Below are 6,860 nucleotides of genomic sequence, written 5' to 3' on the forward strand. Positions count from 1 at the left end.
CTCGGGAGGCGATCGGCTCACGGGCGACCACCAGGCCAATCGCCTCGACGGCAACAGCGGCAACGATACCCTCATGGGTCTGGCGGGCAACGACACGCTCCAGGGCGAGTCCGGCAACGACACGCTCGAAGGCGGCGCGGGCAACGACACCCTCGATGGAGGGAGCGGCTCCGATACGGCCGTATTCTCCGGTGCACGGGCCAATTACAGCATCGTGACCGGCCTCGACGGGATCACGATCACGGACACGACCGGGCAGGACGGCACCGATCTGCTCAAGGACATCCGGTTCGCCAAATTCGGCGACACGACCGTCGCACTCGTCAACGGCAATCCGACCAGCATCTCGCCCTCGAGCGCCAGCGTCTCGGAGAGCGCCGCCATCGGCGCGACGGTGGCCACGTTCTTCGGTTCCGATCCCGACGGAGATACCCTGACCTTCAGCCTGACGTCGGATGCTGGAGGCCTGTTCGGGATCAGCGACGGCAAGCTCGTCGTCAGGAATGCCCTCAACTACGAAACGGCGACGCAGCATACGCTTACCGTCAAGGCTTCCGACGGCTGGGGCGGGGAGTTCACCAAGACCCTGACGATCACCGTCAGGGACAACACGACCGAGACGACACCGCTCATCACGTCAGGCACGGCGGCCGCGGATCAGCTCGAGGGCGAATCGGGGAACGACCGCCTCTCCGGCCTGGGCGGCAACGACCGCCTCTCCGGCTTCGCCGGCGCCGACACCCTCAAAGGAGGAGCAGGCAACGACACCCTCGTCGGCGGAACGGAGAAGGACGTCTTCGTGTTCGACAAGAAGCCGAGCGTGAAATCCAACCTCGACTACATCCAGGATTTCGTCCCGAAGGACGACACCATTCACCTGTCGAAAACAATCTTCAAGATCTCCAAAGGGACCTTGTCGAAAAAGGCCTTCGTCGTCGGCGATCACTTCAAGGACACGGACGATCGGATCTTGTACCTGAAGAAGGCCGGGGCGCTGTTCTACGACCCGGACGGATCCGGGCCCCAGAAGGCGATCCAGTTCGCCAACATCTCGCCGAAGCTCCCGATCACCCACAAGGACTTCGTCATCTTCTGAAGACTGTCGCTCCGAACAAAGGAAAACCCGGCTCAGGCGAGCCGGGCCGGATGCTTCCGTGATCGGCGCAAGGGCCGATCCCACCCTTTTCCTCGGGCGGCGTTACTTCTTCGCCCGCTCGATCGCCTCGACGATCAGGCGGCGGGCCTCCTCGGCGTCGCCCCAGCGGATGATCTTGGCCCATTTGCCGGGCTCGAGATCCTTGTAGTGCTCGAAGAAATGCTCGATCTGCTTGATGGTGATCTCGGGCAGATCCGTATAGGTCGAGACCCGGTCGTAGCGCTGGGTCAGCTTGCTCGACGGAACCGCGATGATCTTCTCGTCCTGGCCGCCATCGTCCTCCATCACGAGAACGCCCACGGGGCGCACGTTGATGACCGCGCCCGGCGCGATGGCGCGGGTGTTGGCCACCAGCACGTCGCAGGGGTCGCCGTCGCCCGACAGCGTATGGGGGATGAAGCCGTAATTGCCCGGATACCGCATGGAGGTGTAGAGGAAGCGGTCGACGAAGAGCGTGCCGGATTCCTTGTCCATCTCGTACTTGATGGGCTCGCCGCCGAGCGGCACTTCGATCACGACGTTCACGTCGTCCGGCGGGTTCTTTCCAATCTTGATCGCGTCAATGCGCATAAAGCTGTTCTCCGGAACCAGGCTTGAAGCATTGTCTCGGGTGAGCCGTCCCGCCATGCAGGGAACGCCGTCACGCCGGTGAAAATGCGGCAAAAGATCGTCTTGAGAGCGGCCTGGGCCGATAGGCCGAGAGACCGCCTTCTGAAGCTTGGACGCCTCACTAGAGCATTGGACTCAAAAGGGGAACCCACTTTTCGGCCCGGCCGGGCGCAGCTTCCCCCGAGAAGCGGGACCTGCGGCGCAAACCTCGAAACAGTGTTTCGGGTCGGCGGTCGGGAGGCGGTCAGCGGAAGAGATAGGCGACCTTGGCGAGCGGCGTTCCGCCGATGCGCTCCTCGACCCGGGTGATCGTTTGCCCGCCCATGCTCTCGTAGAACGCGCAGGCGCGCTCGTTGTCTGCAAGCGCCCAGACGACGATCCTGTCCATCTCCCGGGCCTTGAGGTCGTTGCGGACCGCCTTGAACAGGCGCCGCCCAAAGCCGATGCCCTGGTATTCCGGCAGCAGGTAGAGTTCGTCGATCTCGCCGTTCGCCGGTAGCGACCGGTCGCGGCACCGGCCGTAAGAAGCGTAGCCGACGGCGCCCTGGCCGATGTCGAGCACCACGAGCGGGCGTCCGCGCGACACGGTGGAGCGCCACCAGCGCGGGCTGCGCCGGGAGAACATCTTGTCCAGGGTCACGCCGGGAATGATCCCGAGATAGGCCTCCCGCCAAGCCGCATCGAAGACCCGCGAGAGGGCTGCGGCGTCGTCGGGCTTGGCGTGGCGGATACTGACGAGAAGGTCGCTCATAGACACGAAGGCGGCGAGAGGAAGGTCAGGGTCGAGTGTCCGCCCAACGGGGTTAACGGGCCATTAACGGCGCCGCGCCCTCCGGTCGCGGAAGCCTGGCATTATAGGGAATGGGCTGGTTGGCCGGGGGCGGGCAAAAGGACGCAAGGGGCTGAGCTCTGGCCAGCTCCTTTGAACGAATTAAGTCATTTAATTGCTAAATAATTGTTTTAACTTGTCTTTTTGCAGGCCTCCTTTCTTCATCACGAGAGCTTCCCTACCGAAAGGAGGAGTTGAATCTCATCGGGAGGCAACTATACATACGCCACGTTAGAAACGTTATAACGGATGTGTCCCACCGCACCGCCAACCTGCGCGGTTATGGTTAAAGCGCTGTGCGATCCGATGAAAGAGGAGATGACGATGGCTGCGCCGGCGACTTGGGGACCAATCTTGACCTTTCCAGGCGGCACTTTCCCGGGCGTGGACTCCGCCACGCCGCTGCAGGACGGGCGAATCCTCATGAGCTGGAGGAGCCATTCAGGTTCACCCAGCGTCCAAGCCGTAGTCTTGAATGCCGACGGCACCATAGCCCAGCCTGCCTTTAAGGTGAACCAGCATGAAGGCGAGGTAGGTTTCCCCAAAGCGGTCGTTCTGAGCAACGGCGACTTCGCTATCGTTTATCATCAAAAGAACCCGTCCAATGCCTACAATCTTGTTTGGCACCGCTACACATCCGAGGGCATCTCTCTCGGAGAGACGGCCATTCAAAAAAACGCCAATTTTGATCCGAACGAAAGCGTTGTAGCCACTCCTGACGGCGGCTTCCTCATTTCCTACTACAGTCGACCTAAGGCTGATCATCTCGGAACAGGTCAGCTTCTCATCGACGCTCAAGGAAACCAATCCGAGTCCCTCATCTACAAACCGAGCGAGAACGATAATTACTACTCAAGAGACACAGAGGGTCTCTCAGGTGGTCTCTACGTTACACTGTTGGCGCGTGCCCATTGGAACGGCACTTCTTGGGAATATTCGATAGGCTTCGATCTTCGCTTCAACGGGGCGCCGACGCGAGGTTTTTCGACGATCTCGCCCTTCGAGATGAACAACGGAGCGGATGCCAAAGTCGTCGCCTTGAGTACCGGTCAGTTTGCCATCGTGTGGAATTCACTGGCCGACGGGATCGTCGGACAGATCTTTGATGCAGCTGGGCAACCCGCGAGCGGAGTCTTTGCAATCGATTCAGGTGCCGGACGGTCCAGATTTGAGCTCAGCGGAACCTCTGACGGGGGGTTCGTCATCGCATATGGCAAAACCGAAGGCCTTTGCACCAAAATCGTCGATACGGATGGAACAGTCGAGAGCAGCTTCATCGTGACTGCAGCCGGCACCAATTATGGCAATCAGAAAGTTTCCGGCCTGAAGGATGGACGATTCCTGGTCGAATGGATCGCGAGCAATCAGATCAAAGCCCAAATTTATGACCTTCGGCAGAGTGCCGTCGATTGGACGGGCGGCACTTCAGGAGAGCAATACGCCGGGACAAAGTTCGGCGACAATCTCCGGGGCGCCGGCGGCAACGACAAGCTGTTCGGGTCGGACGGGAACGACAACCTAAACGGAGGCGCCGGCAGCGACGTGCTCGACGGTGGCCTTGGATGGGATCTCGCAATCTATATCGATAGCCCTGACGCCCAGGGCGGCGTGATCATCGATCTGTCCAACAATTCGAACAATGGCGGCGCGGCGGCCGGGGACGTTCTGATCGGCATCGAAAGCCTCCAGGGCACCAACCAGGGCGACACGCTCACCAGCGTTCAGGGGCTGGACGGAAGCGGGTCGGAACTCCACGGTGCCGGCGGGAACGATATCCTCAAGGGGCAGAACGGCGGCGACCGGCTTTATGGCGAAGCCGGTGACGACCTCCTGGAGGGCGGCGCCGGCGGCGACATCCTGGACGGCGGCGTCGGCGGCTGGGATCTCGTCACCTACATCAACGTCACCGACCAAGGGGTGACCGTCGACCTCACCACCCACCACAACGGCGGCGGGGCGGCCGGCGACACGCTGACCGACATCGAGAGCGTGCAGGGCACCAACCAGGTCGATACGCTGATCAGCATCGACCGGGGCGGTGGCAACGGGGCCGAGCTGCATGGCGCGGGCGGCAACGACACCCTCATGGGCAAGGGCGGCGGCGACCGGCTGTTCGGCGGCGACGGCGACGACATGCTAAACGGCGACGCCGGCGACGACGTGCTCGACGGCGGCGGCGACAGCGACACCGCCGTGTTCTCCGGCCTGCGCAGCGCCTACACCATCACTGCCAACCCCGACGGCACCTTCACGGTCACGGGTCTCGACGGCAACGACAGGCTCACGAATATCGAGCGGGTAAAGTTCAACGATGTCACCGAAGCCCTCACGCCCGGCGCCGAGAACCACGATCCGGATCGTCTCACCTTCACAGACGACACCAACGCGGCAAGCGTCGACGAGGACGTGACGACGCCGGTTCTCGGAACGCTGAAGGCGCACGACCCGGATACCGGCCAGATTCTGAGCTTCGCAATCGATCTGTCGGACGCGAACCAGGGCAAGTTCACGATCACCAACGGCAACGTGCTGTCGGTCGCCTCGGGCACGCTGGAAGCCCGCACCTACACGGTGAAGGTGCGGGTGTCCGACGGCCACGGCGGCGCGCTGGTGAAGGATTTCACCATCGTCAGCAATCCCGTGGTGAACGGCAACCATGCCCCGTCGACCCTGCGCCTCAACGACGCCACGCAGGTCTCGATCAACGAGAATGCCCTGTTTGCCGGCACCTTGTCGGCGCAGGACAAGGACAACGACACCAGCCTGACCTGGAGCTTCGACGACAGCGTCGCCGGCCATGCCAACGGCCTGTTCGAGATCGACAACTCGGGCACCGGCAACAAGCTTCTCAAGCTGAAGGCCGGGATCGACTACGAGGCTCTGCCGGCCGGTCAGAAATACGTGACGGTCTATCTGAAGGCCGATGACGGCAAGCCGGGCGGGACCAGCGCCACCCAGGCCTTCACGATCGCGGTCGCCGATCTGGACGAGACTCCGCCGAACCAGGCTCCGTCCGGCGTGACCCTGTCCGGGCACGCGGCCGACGAATACGCCATGGCCGGGCGCGAGGTCGGCGCCCTGTCGGCCACCGACGCCAACAACGATACCCTCTCCTATGCGCTCCTCGACGATGCCGGCGGCCGCTTCACGCTTTCCGGCAACCGGATCCTGGTCGCCGACGGCTTCCGGCTCGACTACGAGCAGGCGCGCTCGCACAACGTCATCGTCCAGGCCTCGGACGGCCGGGGTGGCGTCACGAGCCAGGCCTTCACCATCGACGTGGGCAACATCGATCCGGAATCCACGGGCGGCACGGCGGGCCACGACGTGTTCTTCGGCGGCGTGAAGAACGATGTCCTGCGCGGCGGCGCGGGCCACGACCGCCTGTTCGGCGGGGCGGGCCGGGATACGCTCAAGGGAGAGGCGGGCAACGACACGATCGGGGGCGGCGCGGGGCTGGACAAGCTCTACGGCACGAAGGGCGCGGCGAGCCGGGACGCGTTCGTGTTCGACACCAAGCTGACGAGCAAGAGCGTGGCGAACAAGAACAAGGACGTCATCTACGATTTCGGGCCGAAATACGATTCGATCTACCTCGACGACGCGGCATTCGGCAACAGGACGATCGCCAAGTACCTGAAGGGAAAAGGGGCAGGGCTCGACCATGCCTGCACGATGAAGAGCAGCTTCTTCCGCGTCGGCGACAAGGCGCTCGACCGGGACGACTTCTTCATCGCCAGGAAGGTCAAGCCGACCGAGGTCAAGCTGTACTGGGACGCGGACGGCTCCGGCGCGAAGGCCATGCTGGAGATCGGCACCGTGAAGCTTCAGAAGGGTGAGGGCACAAGCCTCACCTACAGGGACTTCCTCTTCATCTGAACGACGGAGTTCGCTGCGAACTCATCCTGAGAAGCTGGAAATCCCCCTCCTGTGTCATCACCGGCCTCGTGTCGGTGATCCCCATGAAGTGAAGCGCCGCGCCTCACAGGGTCGGGATGGCCGGCTCAGGGCCGGCCATGACGGGGGAGGGTGTCATCCGGTCGGCCACAGGCCGGTGATGACGGAGAAGGTGAACGCCCGCCTCTCGGAACAAGGGCGGCGCTTCATCGATCAGGCCCTAAAGCGCTTTTGATCTGGACTTGAATCCATTCGGGTGGGCTGTGCGTTGACAGGCATATGGCCCGGGAGGCAAGCCATGCCCCAGCCCTATTCCGCTGATCTGCGTGCGCGTGTTCTGGTCGCCGGTGCGCGCGGCGACCTTCCTCA

Annotated in this window: 5 protein-coding genes and 1 pseudogene; 3 read left to right on the plus strand and 3 right to left on the minus strand. The window is 62.8% G+C overall.

The window, feature by feature from the left end; translation table 11 throughout:
• Nucleotides 1-7: 7 nt before the first annotated feature.
• Together KHP60_RS25500 and KHP60_RS13635 are read left to right on the plus strand one after the other, a co-directional pair.
• Nucleotides 8-88 (plus strand): annotated as a pseudogene (locus KHP60_RS25500) (hypothetical protein); the annotation flags it as partial.
• Nucleotides 74-1,096: a cadherin domain-containing protein gene (locus KHP60_RS13635; protein WP_213564857.1), complete on the plus strand. Its 1,023-nt coding sequence runs from the start codon at nt 74-76 to the stop codon at nt 1,094-1,096. The pseudogene KHP60_RS25500 and the gene KHP60_RS13635, both read left to right, overlap by 15 nt.
• A 102-nt stretch (nt 1,097-1,198) precedes the next feature.
• Here the strand turns inward: KHP60_RS13635 and ppa are convergent, their stop codons facing one another.
• From ppa to KHP60_RS13650, 3 genes are all read right to left on the minus strand, one after another.
• Complete coding sequence (gene ppa, locus KHP60_RS13640; protein ID WP_213564858.1) at nt 1,199-1,726, minus strand: inorganic diphosphatase; 528 nt, start codon at nt 1,724-1,726, stop codon at nt 1,199-1,201.
• A gap of 283 nt (nt 1,727-2,009) precedes the next feature.
• Nucleotides 2,010-2,516, minus strand: coding sequence for a GNAT family N-acetyltransferase (locus KHP60_RS13645; protein ID WP_213564859.1), 507 nt, complete (start codon nt 2,514-2,516; stop codon nt 2,010-2,012).
• Between the two features lie 525 nt (nt 2,517-3,041).
• Nucleotides 3,042-3,392: a hypothetical protein gene (locus KHP60_RS13650; protein ID WP_213564860.1), complete on the minus strand. Its 351-nt coding sequence runs from the start codon at nt 3,390-3,392 to the stop codon at nt 3,042-3,044.
• Between the two features lie 480 nt (nt 3,393-3,872).
• On the opposite strand from KHP60_RS13650, the gene KHP60_RS13655 reads away from it, so the two are divergent.
• Nucleotides 3,873-6,473, plus strand: coding sequence for a hypothetical protein (locus KHP60_RS13655; protein ID WP_213564861.1), 2,601 nt, complete (start codon nt 3,873-3,875; stop codon nt 6,471-6,473).
• The last annotated feature ends 387 nt before the right edge of the window (nt 6,474-6,860 follow it).

The organism is Microvirga sp. 3-52, assembly GCF_018383585.1.
Classification (GTDB): Bacteria; Pseudomonadota; Alphaproteobacteria; order Rhizobiales; family Beijerinckiaceae; genus Microvirga.

Excerpts from the sequence above, each read along its gene's own strand:
- KHP60_RS13635 (WP_213564857.1), top strand. The coding sequence starts at position 74 with ATGGGTCTGGCGGGCAACGACACGCTCCAGGGCGAGTCCGGCAACGAC.
- ppa (WP_213564858.1), bottom strand. The coding sequence starts at position 1,726 with ATGCGCATTGACGCGATCAAGATTGGAAAGAACCCGCCGGACGACGTG.
- KHP60_RS13645 (WP_213564859.1), bottom strand. The coding sequence starts at position 2,516 with ATGAGCGACCTTCTCGTCAGTATCCGCCACGCCAAGCCCGACGACGCC.